The 17,256-nt window shown below is 67.0% G+C and carries 17 protein-coding genes and 1 tRNA gene; 10 read left to right on the top strand and 8 right to left on the bottom strand.

The features are described from left to right. Positions 1 to 4: 4 nt before the first annotated feature. The 4 genes from MXA07_RS14620 to MXA07_RS14605 all read right to left on the bottom strand — a co-directional run bounded on the left by MXA07_RS14620 (position 5) and on the right by MXA07_RS14605 (position 4,699). Positions 5 to 802 carry a VOC family protein gene (locus tag MXA07_RS14620; RefSeq protein ID WP_247729328.1) on the bottom strand — a complete coding sequence of 266 codons (798 nt, stop codon included), beginning with the start codon at positions 800 to 802 and terminating at the stop codon, positions 5 to 7. Positions 803 to 875: 73 nt separating this feature from the next. After that, on the bottom strand, positions 876 to 2,615 hold the full coding sequence (locus tag MXA07_RS14615; protein WP_247729327.1) for a Na+/H+ antiporter NhaC family protein: 1,740 nt from the start codon (positions 2,613 to 2,615) through the stop codon (positions 876 to 878). Positions 2,616 to 2,814: 199 nt separating this feature from the next. Further along, positions 2,815 to 3,513 carry a hypothetical protein gene (locus MXA07_RS14610; RefSeq protein WP_247729326.1) on the bottom strand — a complete coding sequence of 233 codons (699 nt, stop codon included), beginning with the start codon at positions 3,511 to 3,513 and terminating at the stop codon, positions 2,815 to 2,817. Between the two features lie 73 nt (positions 3,514 to 3,586). After that, positions 3,587 to 4,699, bottom strand: a complete 1,113-nt coding sequence (locus MXA07_RS14605; RefSeq protein WP_247729325.1) for an OBG GTPase family GTP-binding protein — start codon at positions 4,697 to 4,699, stop codon at positions 3,587 to 3,589. Between the two features lie 249 nt (positions 4,700 to 4,948). Here MXA07_RS14605 and MXA07_RS14600 point away from each other — a divergent pair, with 249 nt between their 5' ends. Further along, the gene (locus tag MXA07_RS14600; protein WP_247729324.1) at positions 4,949 to 5,152 is read left to right on the top strand and encodes a VNG_1110C family protein; all 204 of its coding nucleotides are present in this window, start codon (positions 4,949 to 4,951) and stop codon (positions 5,150 to 5,152) included. Between the two features lie 155 nt (positions 5,153 to 5,307). Further along, positions 5,308 to 6,030, top strand: a complete 723-nt coding sequence (gene radB, locus MXA07_RS14595) for a DNA repair and recombination protein RadB (RefSeq protein ID WP_247729323.1) — start codon at positions 5,308 to 5,310, stop codon at positions 6,028 to 6,030. Positions 6,031 to 6,073: 43 nt separating this feature from the next. Here radB and MXA07_RS14590 read toward each other — a convergent pair whose 3' ends face one another. Further along, positions 6,074 to 7,231, bottom strand: coding sequence for a CBS domain-containing protein (locus MXA07_RS14590; RefSeq protein WP_247729322.1), 1,158 nt, complete (start codon positions 7,229 to 7,231; stop codon positions 6,074 to 6,076). Positions 7,232 to 7,476: 245 nt separating this feature from the next. Here MXA07_RS14590 and MXA07_RS14585 point away from each other — a divergent pair, with 245 nt between their 5' ends. From MXA07_RS14585 to MXA07_RS14575, 3 genes are all read left to right on the top strand, one after another. Then, on the top strand, positions 7,477 to 7,839 hold the full coding sequence (locus MXA07_RS14585) for a lycopene cyclase domain-containing protein (protein WP_247729321.1): 363 nt from the start codon (positions 7,477 to 7,479) through the stop codon (positions 7,837 to 7,839). Positions 7,840 to 7,934: 95 nt separating this feature from the next. Next, positions 7,935 to 8,654 carry a CAP domain-containing protein gene (locus MXA07_RS14580; RefSeq protein ID WP_247729320.1) on the top strand — a complete coding sequence of 240 codons (720 nt, stop codon included), beginning with the start codon at positions 7,935 to 7,937 and terminating at the stop codon, positions 8,652 to 8,654. 96 nt (positions 8,655 to 8,750) lie between these two features. Continuing rightward, positions 8,751 to 9,563, top strand: coding sequence for a YihY/virulence factor BrkB family protein (locus MXA07_RS14575; protein WP_247729319.1), 813 nt, complete (start codon positions 8,751 to 8,753; stop codon positions 9,561 to 9,563). A 43-nt stretch (positions 9,564 to 9,606) separates the two neighbouring features. On the opposite strand, the gene MXA07_RS14570 is transcribed toward MXA07_RS14575, so the two are convergent. Further along, the gene (locus tag MXA07_RS14570) at positions 9,607 to 10,887 is read right to left on the bottom strand and encodes a hypothetical protein (RefSeq protein WP_247729318.1); all 1,281 of its coding nucleotides are present in this window, start codon (positions 10,885 to 10,887) and stop codon (positions 9,607 to 9,609) included. Between the two features lie 378 nt (positions 10,888 to 11,265). Further along, positions 11,266 to 11,340, bottom strand: a tRNA-Val gene (locus MXA07_RS14565). 172 nt (positions 11,341 to 11,512) lie between these two features. Between MXA07_RS14565 and trpD the strand changes: the two genes are divergently transcribed. Genes trpD through trpG form a run of 4 tightly spaced genes read left to right on the top strand, consistent with a single transcriptional unit; the run spans position 11,513 to position 15,659 of the window. Continuing rightward, on the top strand, positions 11,513 to 12,526 hold the full coding sequence (gene trpD / locus MXA07_RS14560) for an anthranilate phosphoribosyltransferase (RefSeq protein WP_247729317.1): 1,014 nt from the start codon (positions 11,513 to 11,515) through the stop codon (positions 12,524 to 12,526). Then, positions 12,523 to 13,179, top strand: coding sequence for a phosphoribosylanthranilate isomerase (locus MXA07_RS14555; protein WP_247729316.1), 657 nt, complete (start codon positions 12,523 to 12,525; stop codon positions 13,177 to 13,179). Before trpD ends, MXA07_RS14555 begins: the two co-directional genes overlap by 4 nt. 3 nt (positions 13,180 to 13,182) lie before the next feature. Beyond that, positions 13,183 to 15,048: an anthranilate synthase component I gene (gene trpE / locus MXA07_RS14550; RefSeq protein WP_247729315.1), complete on the top strand. Its 1,866-nt coding sequence runs from the start codon at positions 13,183 to 13,185 to the stop codon at positions 15,046 to 15,048. After that, positions 15,045 to 15,659 (top strand): anthranilate synthase component II, encoded by a 615-nt coding sequence (trpG, locus tag MXA07_RS14545; protein WP_247729314.1) that lies wholly within the window; start codon positions 15,045 to 15,047, stop codon positions 15,657 to 15,659. Before trpE ends, trpG begins: the two co-directional genes overlap by 4 nt. A gap of 41 nt (positions 15,660 to 15,700) precedes the next feature. Here the strand turns inward: trpG and MXA07_RS14540 are convergent, their stop codons facing one another. Next, positions 15,701 to 15,898, bottom strand: coding sequence for a hypothetical protein (locus tag MXA07_RS14540; RefSeq protein WP_247729313.1), 198 nt, complete (start codon positions 15,896 to 15,898; stop codon positions 15,701 to 15,703). A gap of 114 nt (positions 15,899 to 16,012) precedes the next feature. On the opposite strand from MXA07_RS14540, the gene MXA07_RS14535 reads away from it, so the two are divergent. Continuing rightward, entirely contained in the window at positions 16,013 to 16,891 is an 879-nt protein-coding gene (locus MXA07_RS14535; protein WP_247729312.1) for an amidohydrolase family protein, read from the top strand. Positions 16,892 to 17,256 lie beyond the last annotated feature (365 nt).

Here is a 17,256-nt window from a genome sequence, read left to right as displayed (position 1 = left end):
ACGCTCAGAACGGGAACAGCGAGTCGGCCGTCGGATCGCGTTCGAGCAGTTCGATCTCGTGGCCGTCCTGATCGCGCGTGAACGCGTACAGGTCGTCGCAGTCGGCCGGGTCGCGGTAGTCGTCGGCCTCGCGCGTCTGGAGCGTCTCCCAGTCGTCGTGGAGGTCGTCGACGCGGACGCAGAGGTGGCCCCAGCCGTCGCCCTGGGTGTAGGATCGCCCGTCGTAGTTGTAGGTCAGCTCGACAGCCATGGCCTCGTCGGCGGCGTCGCGGGGTTCGACGAAGTAGTTCGCGAAGGAGTCGGCCTCCCAGCGCCCGACTTCGTCGTACTCGAACTTCCGGGTCCAGAAGCCGAGCGCGTCGTCGGCGTCCTCGACGCGGATCATCGCGTGGTCGATCGACCACAGCGCGCCCTGATCGGGGTTGCGCTGGACGATCTCGATCTCGTGGCCGTCGGGGTCTGTGACGAAGGCGTAGTGGCCGCCGCAGGAGTCGGGGTCGCGGTAGTCTTCGACGCCCTCGTCCATGAGCTGGTCGTAGTAGTCCTCGAGTTCGCCCTCCGGGACGCGGACGGCGATATGGCCCCACGCGTCGCCGATCTCGACGTCGTCGGTGCCGTGGTTGTGCGTGAGTTCGAGCATCGCGCCGTCGTCGTGCATATTCTCGGGCCCGAGGTAGACGAGGGTGAAATCCTCGCCCTCGTGGCGATCCTTCTCCTCGTAGTCGAGGTGGGTCCGGTACCACTCCAGCGATTCCTCGAGGTCCGAGACGCGGATCATGGTGTGATCGACGATGCCGTCCATGGGCGTCCGTACGCGGTCGCGGCGAAAAAACGTGCCGAAGGCGGTGATCGGTCCGCGAGCGTCGTCGCTCGTCCTACTCGGCCGCTTCGTCGCCGGTGCCTGCACCGCCGTCCGTCGTCGGCCCGCCCTCCGCCGTCGGTCCGACGCGATCCCCGCCGACAGGGGTGCCGTTGGCCGCGACGGGATCGACGCCCTTCCGTCGCGCGTCGAATTCCGAGAGGCCGTAGACCAACACGACGAGGAGGAGGACGCCGATCGGGAGCAGGACGAACGGCGTGACGCGCGTGATGCCCCAGACGGTGATCAGCAACGCCGAGACCAGCCCGACGGTGATCGCGTAGGGCAGTTGCGTGCGAACGTGATCGACGAGATCTGCGCCGGTAAAGGTCGCCGAGAGGACCGTCGTGTCGGAGATCGGCGAACTGTGGTCGCCGAAGATCGAGCCGGAGAAGATCATTCCGACGACGGCGGCGATCATCGTGTGGTCGCCGGTCATCGACCACGCGACGGGGATCGCGATCGGCGTGAGGATGCCCATCGTCCCCCAGGCGGTGCCGGTCGAGAAGGCGATGAACGCCGCGGTTCCGAGGACGACGACCGGCAGCAGTGACGGGGGTAAGGTCTCACCGATCGCGTTTGCGACGTAGACGCCCGTCTCGAGCGCGCCGACGGCCGTGCCGATCCCCCAGGCGAGGACGAGGATCGAGACCGCCGTCAGCATCAGGCCGAAACCGTCGATTGTCGCATCGGTGGACTCGCCGGCGTCCATGACGCCGTAGACCTTCCCGAGGACGAAGCCGGAGGCGACCATGGCGAACGAACCGTAGACCAGCGCCGAGGCGTAATTCGCGTTGATGACCGCGTTGTACAGCGTTTCACCCGGCGCTTCGAGGAATACTGACAACGGATCTGCAGGCAGCCCCGTCCAGAGCGCCGTTCCGAGCGTCACGATCAGCAGAACGACGACGGGTGTGAAGAAACTCGCGAGGCGTGGGTTCTCCGCGTGCGGTTCGCCGAGGTCGCTCTGAACGTCTTGCATCGGCTGCGCATCGTCGCGCGTCACCTTTCCGGTCGACCACGACCGGTGCTCCGCGGTGAGCATCTCACCGTAATCACGACCGGTGAGGACGATGATAAGTACCATGACGATCGCCAGAATGGCGTACATGTTGTACGGGATCGATTCGATGAACACCTCGATCGCGTCGGGATGCTCAGCCAGTCCGAGTTCGTCGTACGCGTCTCGAATTTCGGTTAACTGGAACGCGATCCAGGAGGAAATAACGAGGGTGGCGACGGGCGCGGCCGTCGAGTCGACGATGTAGGACAGTTTCTCTCGAGAGACGTGCATCTCGTCGGAAACGTCCTTGATCGACGAGCCGACGATGGCCGTGTTGGCGTAATCGTCGAAGAACATCGCGAGGCCGAGCAACCAGGCAACGAACGTCGTACTTCGTTGCGTGTGCAACCGTTGCAACGCCCAGTCGCGAACCGCGTAGGAACCGCCCAGGTTCCATATCATAGACACCCCAGCGCCGAGCAGCAACGTGAATACCAGAATTTGCGCGTAGAACCCATCGTCGGCGATGATCCCCGCGACGATCCAGTCGAACGTCGTGAAGATTCCGAAACCGTCGGAGACGACGCCGTCGAGCCACCCGATCGGGTCGCCCAGCGGATCCGGTCCGGCGGCGTACAGGATCGCGCCCGACCAGATGCCAAGAAACAGCGACAGCACCGCTTTTCGCGTGACGATCGCCAGGCCGATCGCCAGCAACGGTGGGAGCAACGATAGTGCGCCAAAGTCTGACATGGGTGCAGGTATCAGTACCGGTTATTATAAGATTATGTGTTCGTTCGTCCTTACTGCGTCGGCGATACGGGCTGAATTTCCTGAGGATCGACTGATCGTCGTCACACATTCGGGGCCATCTCCGGGTGCTTCTGGGCGTCGTCGCGCTGTCGCGAAGGCGGTCCCGTCGGGGAACCGATCCGGTCGCGGACCGCCTGTTTCAGTTCTTCACGCGGTAGCCCCCGGCGATCAGTCCGATACCGAACAGGTAGCCGGCCGCAGTCAGGAGTCTCGGCGGCCAGACGTCCCACGCGTCGAGAGCGAACCGGCCGGTCAGTTCGAACGCGTAGTACGAGCCCTCGTGGTCGTACACCCGGCCGGTCCGGACGGCCCGCGGGTCCGTCGTCCGGACCGTCCCGTTCTCGATCGCGCGGCGCTCGGCGTCGGTGAGCGTCGGCGGCGCGCCGAACCGACGGGGTTCCGACGCCAGGTGCGCGAGCGCCTCGCCGTCGTCCCACGGTGCGAGTCGCATCGCCGGATCGTCCCCTTCGGTGTGGGTCAACTCGTAGAACGTCCCGTTCCAGAAGACGGGATCCGGAGTGGAGTGGCCCGCGACCGGCACTGCCTCCACGCGCTCTCCCTCGGCGAGTTGCTCGACGAGGTAGCACAACTGGTCCGCCTCGACGTCGGTGCACGGAACTCCCTCGAGCGTCGGCACGGGGCCGGTCTCGTCGAACTGGGCGTAGGTCGCGGTGACGCCGTCGTCCCCCGGTTCGAGCTCGACGGCGGTGTAGCGGTACTCGGGCCCGTCGGCGACCGCCGGGCCGGGCAGGACCAGCGGCGTCGCGATCAACACGGCGATGCCGACGACGAGGGCCACCGACGGCCCGTATCGCTCCAGCGCGTCTGGGGAGGACATCACCGGCCCTTGACAAAGGTGACAGATAAAATTACTCTTCTCGCGGCGGACCGGCCGCCCGGGTGCGGACCGATCACCGTCGAAGAATCAGCTTCAGGACGTCCTCGTCCTCGAGGACGTGGTCGGTGCCGACCTGCTGTTCGTCGTGGGTTGCGCTCGGCCCGGAGACGCGTGCAAAGCGAAACCGCGCTTCCATTTCGCCGCCGAGTTTCTCGATTGCCTCGCCGATCGTGGTGCCCCGTTCGACGACGAGGGGTTCCTCCCGGTCGACGCCGCGACCGGGTTTGTCCATGTAGACGCGGATGAGCCCGAGGTTCTCCCAGATGCGGTCTTTGAGCGCGTCGAGACCCTTCTCCTGCTCGGCGCTGATGAACGTCACCTCGTCGGGATCGAGGCCGCGTTCGCGGAGTTGCTCGTCGACGGTCTCCTTGTAGTTGGGTTCGATGAGGTCGACCTTGTTGACGCAGGTGATCGAGGGGATGTACTCGCGATTGTCCATGAGGCCGTCGACCAGCCGATCGATGGTGACGTTCTCCTGGAGGTTGACGACGGCGTTGACGTAGCCCTGATCGCGGAGAACGTCCTTGATCGTCTCCTCGTCGAGGTCCTGCTCCGCGCTCGAGGTGATCTTGATGCCGTCTTTGATCTTCGGGCGCACCGTCACCCGCGGGGGCTCCTCGTCGACGCGGATGTTGATGTCGTACAGCTCCTCCCGGAGGCGGTCGTACTGCTCGATCTCGAACACCGAGAGCATGAAGACGATCAGATCCGCGTTGCGGACGACGGCGAGGACCTGCTTGCCGTCGCCCTTCCCCGTCGCCGCACCCTCGATGAGCCCCGGGACGTCGAGCAGCTGGATGTTCGCCCCGCGGTGGTTCAGCATGCCCGGGTTGACGTCGAGAGTGGTGAACTCGTAGGAGCCCGTCTCGCTCTCAGCGTTGGTCAGGGAGTTCAACAGCGAGGACTTGCCGACGCTCGGGAAGCCGACCAGCGCGACGGTCGCGTCGCCGTGTTTCTCGACGGAGTAGCCGGGACCGCCGCCGGAGCCGGATTGCTGTTTCTCGAGTTTCTCCTTTTTCTCCGCGAGTTTCGACTTCAGCCGTCCGATGTGGGCCTCCGTCGACTTGTTGTAGGGCGTCTCGGCGATCTCCTCTTCGATCTCGCGGATCTCCTCCTCGAGCCCCATGCGTTCATAGGTGGCCGGTCGCGTCGAAAAACCCTTTCCATGCGCGTCGATGCGGTCGGCCTGCCGACCGGCCGACGCCCCGGGTATCGCCGAACGTGACTCTCGGAGTTCGACGCCCCCTGCCGCCCGGTCATCCGACTCGTCACCACCGGATGGCGCTGATATTCGGCTCCGGTCGCGCTACCCGTCACGCCACCACTGGAAACGGCGATCGGTACGTATAAACGCACGGTGGCGAAACGGTGAGGCATGCCCGACGCGTCGATGTTGCGCGACAGCACACAGATCGTCGTCCCCCGGGAGACGATCGACCGGCTGGAGTCGCAACTCGACGACCGGTTTACCGTCACGATCGTCGAGGAGTCGGACTCGACCTGCCGGATCATCGGCAGTCCCGTCGTGATCAAAGACGTTTCGGAGTACCTCTCGACGCGCGGCGTCGCGCTTCGGTGACCGCGTTCGACACGGCTCGATTTCTCACGGTATTTCCGAGCGCGGAGCGCCGATATCGGCCGTAATCCGCGGCTCGACCGACGGGCGGACCGACACGACGCGATCGCTCGCGGACTCTCCGGGGGCTTTTTGCCGTCCGGTCCCAAGTGCGCGTCGTGAACGAAGCGGCGATTTCGACCGGGTGCGAGCCGATCGACGAGCTCCTCGGCGGCGGGTTCGAGCGCGGTACGGTGACGCAGCTGTACGGCCCGCCGGCCGCGGGCAAGACGAACCTCGCGCTCGCCGGCGCCGTCGAGGCCGCGGCCGACGGCGGGACGGTCGTCTACATCGACACGGAGGGGCTGTCGGTCGACCGGTTCGACCAGCTCCTCTCGGCGCGCGTCGACGGCGACGCCGACGACGTGGCCAACGTCGAGTCGATCGCCTCCCGGATCGTCATCGAGGAGGCGCTCGACTTCTCGGAGCAAGCGGAAGCCGTCCGCGACGCCGAGGAGTTCGCCGACCGGGCGGACCTGATCGTCCTCGACAGCGCGACGGGGTTCTATCGCTTGGAGCGCGGCGGTGACGAACACGCGGGAGACGCGTTGCGCCAGGTGACCAGTCAGATCACCCACCTCCTCTCGCTCGCACGAAAACACGAGATCGCCGTCGTCATCACCAACCAGGTCTTCGCCGATCCGGACGCCAACCGGACCCGGGCGCTCGGCGGCAACACGCTCGATCACTGGACGGGCACCATCGTGCGAATCGATCGCTTTCGCGGCGGCAATCGCCGCGCCACGCTCGAAAAGCACCGGGCCAAACCCGAAGGCGACTCGGTCCAGTTCCGGATCACGTCGGCGGGCCTTCGCGGCGGCGACTCCGCCCCGCACCCGTAATTTCCGTCGGACGCCGACAGCGCCCTTCAGGGCGCGGCGGATGTCATAGTTCGTTCAGCTTCCGGAGGAGCTGGCCGCGGTACTCCTCGTCGCTCTGGATGCCCTTCAGTTCGAGGACGTTGCGCTCGAGTTTGTCGAGGGCGACGCGGAAGGCGTTCTCGGCGCCGTACCCCTCGCCGGAGCCGGCGACCTGGCTCTTGTTGGTGCGCAGGCGGATCTGACACCGGATGAGCGGCTGGCCGCGGAGCTTCTCCTTGTGCTCGTGAAACCGGACGTGGGCGTGGTGGACCTGCATCTTCGCATACTTGTCCGCCACCTGTTCGATGCTCTCGACGACGTCCGCCCGGCTCATCGCCCCCAGCTGGGAGATGTTCGTGATCTGGACGTCCATCTGGTCCTCCTCGGTGTAGGTCAACGCCCGCAGGACGTCCGTCTTCGTGATCACGCCGCTGATCTGGCGGTCGTCGTCGCTCGGCGTGACGACGAGGCCGGCGTAGTCGTACTCGAGCATCGACTCGACCGCCTCGCGGACGGTCGTCGCCGGCGTCGTCGTCTCGACCGGGCTGTTCATGATGTCGTAGATCGGGACGTCGAGCATGCGCTCGTTGTCGCCGACGCGGTCGCCCTGGGTCATCCGCTGGTTCTTCCTGATGACGAAGTCGGCGATGTCGTGGGTGGTCACCATGCCCGTCAGGAGGCCGCTCTCGTCCAGAACGGGGAGCCGGGAGATGCCGTGTTCTCGCAGTTGATTGATCGCCTTGCCGATCCCGTCGTCCTCGGTGACGGTGATCGCGTCCTCGGTGTAGACGTCGGCGACGGTGATCGCGTCCAGGTTGTCCAGTACCGCTTCGAGGATCGCGTCGTCGGTGATCGCCCCCCAGAGGTCGCCGTTCTCGAAGACGGGCGCGATCTTCGCGTTGCTCTCGATGAGGATCCGCGCCGTCTCGCGTACGTCTTCGTCGCGCTCGACGGTCGGTGCCGGCGCCGACCGGCTCGGCTTGAGCAGCGACGAGACCTTCGCGTCGTCTTCGACGTGACTCTGGAGCACCTCCCGCTCGCTGATGACGCCCTCGTACTCGCCGTCGTCGGTGACGATGATCCCCTTGGGGTTGCCGTTCTCGAACGACGACCGAATCTTCCCCATGCGCGTCCCGACGTCGACCTCCAGGTACTCCGGAGTCGCGATGTCAGCAATATTCATCGGTCTGTTCGATCCTTCCGTCCGGACGGTAATCAACATATTGCCCTCTTCCAGGCCCGAGGGAACGGGATGAATCCCCGGCGACCGTCCCGACGCAGGACTGGCGGGTCGACGGCTGTCGGTTGCTGACCGCTGCCAGCTGGCCGATCGTCGGGATTCCGGCACCCGGAGCCAGCGGCGAATCACTCGTCCCGACGCGCCCGGGTGGAGCCCACCGTTTTCACGCTCGCCGTCGAACGTGCGCTATGGGAACCGACGCGGAACTCCCGGGCGCGGTGCCCGACATCGGCCGTTTCGGTCGGTACACGTACCTCGTGACGGAACTGTTCTGGGGCGCGATCGCGTTCTCGTTGCTTCGACGGGCCGGGGCCCTCCGTCGCGCGGCGATCACGATCGTCGCGCTCTACCCGATCGCCTACCTCTGGGATCGCTACACGCTCGCCGTCGGCGTTTTCAGCATCGAGCTCAGGACGGGGATCGACGTCGCGGGCATTCCGCTCGAAGAGCACCTCTTCATGGCGGTCGTTCCCGGGCTCGTCCTGGGGATCTACGAGACGGTGTTCGGCCCGCCGGCGCGTCGGGACAGCCGGCGCCTACCCGATCGGTAACCGGGTCGAACGGGTGTAACAGACGTTCACTACGGACTGTAAGCGCTCCCGACGACCCACAGGCCAATATACGCCGACTCCCTAGGGCTATTCGGATGGTCTCGTCGAGCGCGACCCCGACGCGCGATCGACCGCCGAACCGAGATCGAGGCGTTCTCGGCGTCCTTCGAGCGCTGTTGACGCTCGCGATCGTCGCACTGCTCGCGGCGAGCATCGTGGTGCTGGCCCCCGGCGTCGTCGAGGAGGTCCTCGACGTGCGGACGCCGATCGAGACGGAGGCGCCGCCACCGGCCGGCGAACGAACCCCGGCGGTCAGACACGCGCAGGACCCGGCGAACTCGACGTACGACGCGGACACCCGGATTCGAAGCGACCACGTCGAGGACTTCATCCACCACGAGGTCAACGAGATCCGATCCGAGCGCGGACTCGAACCCCTCGACTGGGACGCCCGGATCGCGTCCGTCGCCAGGGCCCACAGCGCCGACATGGCGGCGCGCGAGTACTTCGCCCACGAGAACCCGGACGGGCAGAGTCCGCTGGATCGCTTTCAGACGACCGGCGACTACTGCCGACGGTACGGCGAGAACATCGCCCAGAGCTGGGTCGATCGACCCGTCCGACTCGACGACGGCGACGTCGAAACCTACGAAACCGCCGAGGCGGCGGCGCAGGGCCTCGTCGAGCAGTGGATGAACTCGCCGCCCCACCGCGAGGCGATCCTCTCCTCGAACTGGGACCGGGCCGGCGTCGGCGTCTACCTCACCGGCTCGGGGAAGATCTACGCGACGCAGAACTTCTGCACCGAGTGGTGATCGGTCGGTTTCCCGGTCCGTCGGCCGCCAGGCTGCTGTGCTTCGGCGGCTGCGAGCGGGAGGGGAACCTTTCAGGAGTGCCGCCGTAGGTGTCCCATGGTCGTACAGACGGGGCTGGCCGTCTACCGGATCGCGTCCGACCGCGAGATCACGCTCCTCGCGGCGGCGTTCGCCTACTACGCGTTCGTCTCGATAATCCCGCTCGTGCTGCTGGCGCTGGTCGTCGGATCGATCGTCGGCGGCGAGGAGCTCGCCGCCAGGCTCGTCCAGCAGGCCGGCGATGCGATGCCCGAAGCGGGTGAACTCCTCCTCACGGACGCGCTGGCGGCCGAAGCGGGCCGCGCGCAGGCGACCGTCGTCGCCGTGCTGGTCGGCGCGTGGGGCGGGCTGAAAGTGTTTCGCGGCCTCTCGATCGCCTTCGATCGGATCTACGGTTCGGACGTCGAGAAGTCGTTCGCCCGCCACCTCGTCGATGGGCTTGCTACCCTGGTCACCGTCGCCGGCGGCCTGGCGCTGATGGTCGCGATCGGCTACTTCATCGGCGTCACCGCCGCCTCCGTGCCGTTCGGCCGGGTCGTCGGGTGGATCGGCCTCCTCGCCGGGCTCGTGCTGGTTTTCCTTCCGATCTACTACGTCATGCCGCCCGTCGACATTTCGGTTCGATCGGCCGTTCCTGGCGCCGTCTTCGCGGCGGTCGGCTGGACGCTCCTCCAGTTCGGCTTCCAGCTCTACGCCGCCAACGCCGCCCAGTACGAGGCCTACGGCGCCGTCGGCGGCGTGCTGTTGCTCGTGACCTGGCTCTACCTCGCGGGCATCGTCATCCTGTTCGGTGCGGTGATCAACGTGGTCGTCACCGACGAGTTGCGCACCACCGACGGCGGCGCCGTCGTGGCGGCCGGCGGCGACTGACTGTTCGGACGCGGACGAGGTCGACACCGACCCGCGCCGGCGCTCACTCCAGGCCGGCGTCGAGCAGGTCGCGCCGGATCGCGACTCCGAGGCCCATGAGCCCGAGCCCGATCACCAGCAACGCGCCGGACTGCCACGTCAGTAACCCGAACAGCCCGTCGAGGAGCAACTCCACGAATCGTAACACGGGTTCCGGCCCGTCGGCCGAGGCGATGGTGTCCGCGACGGTGCTGCCCCCGACCGAGGCGGCGACCAGCCCGACGCCGCCGACGAGGGCTGACAGGAGGCCGACGACGATCGCGGCGGTCGACGTCGGGAAGAGATAGGCGACGACGCCGGCGGTCACCAGTCCGAGGATCGGCAGCACGAGCGTGAGCGTGTCGGCCGTCGTGGTCGCCGTTTGCGCCGTCTCCATCGAGCGGACCTGCTCCTCGCCGATCTCCTCAGTCAAGTCGATGGTATCGGGCAGTTCCTCGTCGAGCCGGGTTTCGAGTTCCTCGACGGCGGCCGTCCTGACCGACTCCATCGCCCCGTCGATTTGTGCCGTGTACTCCTGGTACTCCACCGCGCCGGTCATCGCGTCGACCCAGGCGGTGCCGATCGTCCGAACCGGCGGTTCGAACGCCGGCTCGATCGCGCCCTCCTCGACGGCCTGATCGATCTGTTGATTTAGCTTGTCGTGCATCTCCGACCGGATTTCGTCGCGGCGCTGCTCGTACGCCTGCTCGGCCTGTTCGTCCGTCATCGGATACGGCGACTCCTCCTGAATCCGATCTTTCATCTGTTCCTCGAAGCGCTCCCGATGGTGGAGAAATTGCGACTCGTTTTCGGCCATCTCCGGGACGACGACGGCCGGGTCCATCTCGAGGTCCTCCGGTGCGAGTCCCTCGAACTGGTCCGCCACGTCCGCCAGTTCGAGTTCGTCGATGTTGTCGTCGACCGATTCGACGATGCCCGTCTTTACCGGCGTGGCGTCCACTTCGAGCCGAAGTTCGTCTGCCTCGCCGTGGAGGTAGGCGTAGAGTCGCTCCAAATTCGCCTCGATCTCGGACTGGACGTGCTCGCTCGAAATCGCGTCGGAGACGAGTTCCTCACTCGAGATTTCGATCGGATACTCCGTTTGGTCGACGTCGACCTGGCCCTCGAGTTCGGCTCGCAACTCGGCGGTGATCTCCTCGTGGAGCTCGGCCTCCTCGGCCGTGTCGGCCGCGTACTCCGCATCCATCACCGTCTGATCGGCGGCCAACAACACGTTCGAGGACAGCACGGCCGCGAAGAACACCAGCCCGAGGACGCCCAGGATGACGACACGCATCACATTCACGACACATGGATGGACGCCACCGCACATAAGCGCTGTTGCCGATCCGTCATCCGTGCTCGAATTCGAGCGGTTCACACCCGTCGCGGCCCCGCCGGCCGTCGTCAGTTCGCGTGGCGAAACGCCCCTTCCACCGGTTCGGAACCATGCCACCTACCGTGGATGTTTGACAGGTCTGGATTACAACCGAGACGCTCCCCGTTTTCCCTCGACGAATGTCGTTTCGTCAGCGAAGGGGGCAGGTTTGAACTGAAGGAAGACAGTCCTGCTCACTCGCTTCGCTCGTTGCGCGGGCTGTGTCTTCCAGGGTTCAAATCTGCCGTCACAATTTTCGAGCGACGTGCTCGTCGCTCTGCTCCTCGCATGTTGTCGCTCGAAAAGTGGGTTGGGGCAGATTTGAACTGCCGGCCTCCTCCATGTCAAGGAGGTGTCATAACCAGACTAGACCACCAACCCGTCTGGCCCGCCTCGCGCCGCACTCGTTCGTTGCCCGCCCCCGTAATTGAAGGTTTCGAATCGGACGGTGGGTGTGAGTCGACCCCACTCCGGGGACGGCGCGCTCCGACAGGGTTAAGTCGATGTACTCATTTGGCCATTGTAAGACAGAAGCGTACGTTGGTGACTCTGAATGAAAGCACACGTCGAACGCGTCACGGACGGAACGGATCTCACCCAGTCACAGGCCAGAGCCGCGGCCACCGACATCTTCGAGGGGGCCACGGACGCCCAGATCGGCGCCCTGCTCGCCGGCCTCCGGGCGAAGGGCGAGACGGAGGCGGAGATCGCCGGCTTCGCGGAGGGGATGCGGGCGGCGGCGAACACGATCGATCCCGACCGCCGACCGCTGGTCGACACGTGCGGGACGGGCGGGGACGACTACGACACAATCAACGTCTCGACGACGAGCGCGATCGTCGCGGCGGGGGCGGGCGTCCCGATCGCCAAGCACGGCAACGCGGCGGTCTCGTCGTCCTCGGGTAGCTCGGACGTGCTGGACGCCGTCGGGGTCGACCTCGAGACCGATCCCGACGCGGTGGAGGCCGCGATCGAGCGCGACGGCATCGGCTACCTGCACGCGCCCGCGTTCCACCCGGCGATGAAGGCCGTCAGCGGCCCGCGATCGGAACTCTCGATGCGGACCATCTTCAACGTTCTCGGCCCGCTGACCAATCCAGCGGGCGCGGACGCGCAAGTCGTCGGCGTCTACGATCCGGACCTGGTTCCCGTCCTCGCGAACGCCCTGTCCCGGATGTCCGTCGAGCGCGCGCTCGTCGTCCACGGCGACGGGACCGACGAGATCGCCATCCACGGCCCGACGCGGGTTGCGGAGGTCGCCGGTGAAGCCGTCGAGAGCTACGAACTCACCCCCGACGATCTCGGATTGGCGCGATCGCCGATCGATGCGATCGCCGGCGGCTCGCCCGCGGAGAACGCGGCCGACCTCGAGGGGATCGTCGCTGGCGCCGTCGAGGGCGCCAAACGCGACGTCATCCTCGCGAACGCCGGCGCGGCGATCTACGTCGGCGGCGAGGCCGAGACCCTCGAGGGCGGCGTCGATCGCGCCCGCGAGGCCATCGAGGGCGGCGACGCGGCGGCGACGCTCGACCGACTCCGCGGCGAGGCGACGAGGACGGTCGGATGACCCGCGTGAAGATCTGCGGCGTGACGACCGAGGCGGACTTGGAGACGGCCGTTGACGCCGGCGCGGACGCGGTGGGCTTCGTCAGCGAGGTGTCCGTCGACTCCCCGCGAGCGATATCCATCGATCGCGTCGCGAGCCTCGTCGCGGCGACGCCGCCGATGGTCACCTCAGTACTCGTGACGATGGCCGACGTCGACCGGACGATCGAACTCGTCGACGCGGCGGAACCGGACGTCGTCCAGGTCCACGGGGAGCAAACGCCGGGGGACCTGGCGTACCTGCGGTCGAAGGTGAACGCGCAGGTCGCGCTCGCGATCGACGCCGACGCGGTCGAGACCGCGACCCGGTACGAGGAGTTGGTCGACGCCCTCGTGGTCGACTCGGTCGACGAGTCGGGCGCGGGCGGAACGGGCGAGACCCACGACTGGGGTCGAACCCGCCAGGCGGTGGCGTCGCTCTCGACGCCGGTCGTGCTGGCCGGCGGGCTCACGCCGGGCAACGTCGCGGCCGCGGTTCGAGCGGTCGAACCCTTCGCCGTCGACGTCTCGAGCGGGGTGGAAGCGACGGGCGGACGCAAGGACGCCGACGCGGTCCGGTCGTTCACCGAGAACGCGAACACCGCCCGCACCGGGGCCGACGCCGTGGAGGTCTGACGGATGGACGCCGTCGCACCGGATCTCGACCGAGCCACGTTCGTCGACCTGGCGGGCGAGGCCGGAGACCGACCGGTCGTCGTCCGGACCGAGTTCGCCCTCGACGCCGATACGACGCCGCTCTCGGCCTACGCCGCCCTCACCGGCCGGACGGCGAATCCCGACGCGGAGCCAGCCGACTCCGGTTCCGGCGCGCCTTCCGGCGGCTCGCACACGGGGTCGGACGGGAAGTTGGCTGCGGCCGAGTACGCGTTCCTGCTCGAGAGCGCGGAGAAGACGGCCTCCAGCGATCCGGACGGCGCGTTTCGTCCCGGCGGCGGCGATCCCGAGCGCCACGCGAGGTACTCCTACGTCGGCTACGATCCGGCGGCCGTCGTCACCGTCGCGGACGGCGAGCGGACGGTCGAGTCGCTGTCCGCGGCCGTCCCCGCGGGCCTCCTCGTGGGCTCGTCCGACGGCGACGTCTTCGACTCCCTCCGGGCGTCCCTGCCCGCGGTTCGCCTCGAGAATTTCCCGGATCGGGAGCGCCAGCACTTCGACGGCGGCCTCGTCGGCTTTCTGGCCTACGACGCGGTCTACGACTGCTGGCTCGACGAGGTCGGCCTCGACCATCCGGATACTCGCGTCCCCGACGCGCAGTTCTTGCTGACGACGAAGACGCTGGCCTTCGACGAGCACGACGGGACGGTGTCGCTGGTCTGTACGCCGATCGTCGGCCCGGACGACGACCCCGGAGCGGTCTACGACGCCCTCGCCGACGAAGCCGAACGCGTCGTCGAGACGCTCTCGGACGCTCGCGATCCCGACACCGGCGGCTTCGTTCGGCGGGACGAGACGGCCGGCTCGCGCGAGCGATACGAGTCGATCGTCGAGGAGGCGAAGGAGCGCGTCCTCGACGGCGAGATCTACCAGGGCGTTCTCTCGCGCTCGCGCGAACTCGCCGGCGAGGTCGACCCGCTCGCGCTCTACCGATCGCTCCGGGCGGTCAACCCGTCGCCGTACATGTACCTGCTCGCCCACGGCGACCGCACGGTCGTCGGCGCGAGCCCGGAGACGCTCGTCTCGGTCCGGGGTCGCGAGGTCGTCGCCAATCCGATCGCGGGGACGTGTGCGCGCGGGCAGAGCCCGGTCGAGGACCGGCGACTGGCCGGCGAACTGCTGGCCGACGACAAGGAGCGCGCCGAGCACACGATGCTCGTCGACCTGGCGCGAAACGACGTGCGCCGCGTCGCAGAGCCCGGCTCCGTCCGCGTCGCCGAGTTCATGAACGTCCTCAAGTACAGTCACGTTCAGCACATCGAGTCGACGGTGACGGCCCACCTCGCGGCCGACGCGGACGCGTTCGACGCGACGCGGGCCGCCTTCCCGGCTGGGACCCTCGCCGGCGCGCCCAAGATCCGCGCGATGGAGCTCATCGACGCCTTCGAGGACGACCCCCGCGGGCTCTACGGCGGCGGCGTCGGCTACTACTCCTGGGGCGGCGACGCCGACGTGGCGATCGTCATCCGCACGGCGACCATCGCGCGCGGCGGCGCGAGCGCCGTCGACGGGCTGGACGAGGCGGCCGAGGACGACGACCTCGTCACCGTCCGTGCGGGGGCCGGCATCGTCGCCGACAGCGACCCCGCGGCGGAGTACGAAGAGACCGAAGCGAAGATGGACGGCGTCCTGACCGCGCTCGAACGGATCGAGTCGACCGACGCCGGAGACGCAGACGTCGGAGGTGGCGACGCGGGCAGGAGGGACGGCGGTGCAGGCGAGCGAGCGAGCGACGCGGACGAGCGTGATGGGGATGCGGGTAGCGGGGGCGATGACGCGGACGAGATGGACGCCGACGCGCCGTCGAACACGGCGGAGGTGTCGCGATGAGCGCCGTCGATGCCCCGGCTGACGGGCCGGGACGGCCCCACGTCTGCGTCGTCGACAACTACGACTCGTTCACCTACAACCTGGTCGAGTACGTCAGCGGCCACGCCTCGACGGACGTCCTGACGAACACGGCCTCGCTCGCGGCGATTCGGGAGACGAACCCCGACGCGATCGTCGTCAGTCCCGGGCCCGGGCATCCGGAAAACGAGCGCGACGTGGGCGTCAGCACCGCGGTCTTCGAGGAGCTGGGTCCCGAGATTCCGACGCTCGGCGTCTGTCTCGGCCTGGAGGCGGCCGTCTACGCCTACGGCGGGTCGGTCGGGCGTGCCCCGGAACCGGTCCACGGAAAGACGTCACCCGTCGAACACGACGGCCGCGGCGTCTTCGACGGCCTCGAATCGGGCCTGCCGGCCGGCCGGTACCACTCGCTGGTCGCGACCGAGGTCCCGGACTGTTTCGAGGTGACGGCCACGACCGACCACGCGGGCGAGGAACTCGTGATGGGGATTCGCCACCGCGAGCACCCGATCGAGTGCGTGCAGTTTCACCCGGAGAGCGTCCTCACCGGCTTCGGGCACGACCTGATCGCGAACTTCCTCGCGACGCGGTAAGGCGCGAGACCGGCGCATCCGGCTCTCGGCACACGCGTTCGTCACCCCAGATAGCCGACGGCGACCAGCGCCCCGAGGACGATCGCGCCGACGAGGGCCAGGCGGACGGCCAGTCCGACGACGAATCGCACGACGGCGATCGTCGCGAGGGCGGCGAGCGCGACCAGGCCGCCGAGCAGGATCGGCGAATCGGACGCGAGCGTCTGGATCCCGTCGACGAGCGGCGCGGGGTCGAGCATACCACGCTCTGATGGCTGTACTTCCCTACTGGTTTCCATCGATTGTCACGATCGGCTTCGCGAGCGACGCGCCAAATCGGGGACGTTTACCTGCAGGGGCTCGAAGCGACTGCTATGACCACGCCGACGGCGCTCGACGCGGTCGACGGACCGCGCGCGATCGACACGCACGCTCACCAGCCGACGAGCGAGTTCCTCCACGACGCGGGCGGGCAGATGATGCGGGATGCGGCCGACCGGTTCGGCGCCGACCTGGAGACCGACACCTACGAGAACATGGTCGCCGAGTACCGCGAGGCGGGCGTCAGTCGGGCCGTGCTGCTGGGCTGGGACGCCGAGACGAACACCGGGAATCCCCCGGTCCCGAACGACTACGTCGCCGAGGTTCGCGACGAGTACGACGACTTCTTCATCGGCTTCGGCTCCGTCGACCCGCTCAAGGACGATTGCGTCGAGGAGGCGATCCGCTGCGTGGCGGATCTCGACCTCTCGGGATTCAAGTTCCAGCAGATCGCGCAGGGGTTCGATCCGTCCGACCCGGCTCACGAGGAGCTCTTTTCGACCATCGAGGACCTCGGCGTACCGGTCGTCTTCCACGGCGGGAACTCGACGCTCGGCGCCTGCTCGGCCGGCGGTCGCGGCCTCAAGGTCAAGTACGGCAACCCGATGCTCATCGACGACGTCGCCGCCGACCACCCCGACCTCCAGATCCTCATCGCCCATCCCGCGTTCCCCTGGGAGAAAGAACAGCTCGCGATCTGTCAGCAGAAGGGCAACGTCTACATGGACCTCTCGGGCTGGATGCCCCGGTACATCGACGACCAGGTGATGCACTACGCGAAGACGCTACTTTCGGACAAGGTCATGTTCGGCACCGACTACCCGATGATCGAACCCGAGCCGTGGCTCTCGCAGTTCGGCGAGCTGGATATCTCCGAAGACGTGCAGCGAAAGATACTCTGGGAGAACGCGGAGGAGTTCTTCGGATTGTAACGAGACGGAATTCGTTCTGGGTCTGGAACTGCTAGACGACGGAACGGCCGCCCGCCGTCGCGACCGACACTGATCGTGAGACCACTGTCGGAAATCGGTATCTGGGACGACCTGGTTCACTTTCACTTCGCTTTGGATACCGTTAAGAGTGATACCGTCCAAGCGGGTGATGAGGCGAGGGACGCTACAGGGATGGGACACGTACCCCACTAACGACCCAGCGGCAGCGCTATCATTCAACCTGATTTTCAGTACAGCAACCGTACTTGTAGTTAGAGTTTTTTGTGTTTGTCGATTTCTGACGTCTACCTTTTAACCTTTGTAGCTTCGGAGACTACATTCTCCTACCACTCCAAAACGAGTCG

The sequence above is a fragment of the Halovivax limisalsi genome (genome assembly GCF_023093535.1).
In the GTDB taxonomy this organism is placed as follows: Archaea; Halobacteriota; Halobacteria; order Halobacteriales; family Natrialbaceae; genus Halovivax; species Halovivax limisalsi.
Note: the sequence above shows the minus strand (reverse complement) of the source record. Positions and strands in the feature narration are given on the sequence as shown.